This is a genomic window from Pseudomonas amygdali (assembly GCF_002699855.1).
Taxonomy (GTDB): domain Bacteria; phylum Pseudomonadota; class Gammaproteobacteria; order Pseudomonadales; family Pseudomonadaceae; genus Aquipseudomonas; species Aquipseudomonas amygdali.
The window spans coordinates 1-1,017 of record NZ_LKBW01000200.1; the positions used below are offsets into that span (position 1 = coordinate 1).

General features: G+C 55.1%; 2 protein-coding genes. One reads left to right on the forward strand and one right to left on the reverse strand.

Going from position 1 to position 1,017, the window contains the following annotated elements; translation table 11 throughout:
• Positions 1–143: 143 nt before the first annotated feature.
• Entirely contained in the window at positions 144–440 is a 297-nt protein-coding gene (locus AO277_RS29435) for a hypothetical protein (protein WP_044320258.1), read from the forward strand.
• Between the two features lie 25 nt (positions 441–465).
• Here AO277_RS29435 and AO277_RS13875 read toward each other — a convergent pair.
• Positions 466–1,017, reverse strand: a 552-nt coding sequence (locus tag AO277_RS13875) for a recombinase family protein (protein WP_099259029.1), incomplete at its 5' end; no start/stop codon positions are given.

A 1,017-nucleotide genomic window follows, 5' to 3' on the forward strand; every position in this document is an offset into this window, starting at 1 on the left:
CCGAGTCTGCCCAGGTGGCATGACTCAAACAAAAGGGTCTCCGAGAAACCCGGGGCGGTTCAGACAGCTCCGAAACAGAGCCTGATAATAGACTTGGCAAGATTGCTGAGCCGCTGCACAGCCAAAGCACTAAGGGACATTCCATGAACGCAATTTCTACCCCTGTCATGGGGTTCATAACCTGTACTGAGCCGCTTCAGGCAAAAGGCAATGGGTATGACTATCCCATCCTGGTTCGGATTGAATTCGAGCGACAGCCAGATGATTCAGTCCAATTGATTTCCCGGGGAGGCCACACAGGAACACTGATCACAAATGCTCGAAGGGTGAATATCTCAAGCCACGACTGGGACAACCGCCCGTATGACCCCCTTGATAGCCTAGTCCTGAGCCGGTGGGCTTTTTCAAAAGCGGGCTGGGTGCTTCGTGACGATGAGTAGGTCAGTGCCTATTGGCCTTAACCGACTAACGTTGAGCCAGCTCGTCGCGGACCTTCATGACGGTCGTAGTTGAACACGCAGCGTGCCTCGCTACTGCGCGGATCCCGAGACCCGCAGCCAGCAGCTCACGCACTCGGTTACGCAGCTCTGCGTCTACGGGTCTGCCTTTGTAGACGCCTGAAGCTTTTGCCTTCTCAATATGGCGCAGTCTTCTTTGTTGATAGTCCTTCCTGGCGATCGCGGCCATCATATCGATCATCATGTAGTTGATGGCCGCCAGCATGCGGTCGGTGAACTCGTCCCCCGACTGGGCCGTCATGCCTTGATGACTGGTAGGCAGATCCACAGAGACGATCCGTATGCCTCGGTTATCGATTGCTGTTTTGAGGGATCGCCAAGCCTGGTCATCCATTCGCGACAGCCGATCGATGCTTTCCACCAGCAGCACGTCACCTCGGCGAGCATCTTTGAGTAGTCGGATTAATTCCGGGCGGTCGGCATGGCTGCCACTGGCATTTTCCATGTAGCACGATGCGATGGCCTTGCCGTAGCCGGAGACAAACGTTTCCAAATAATC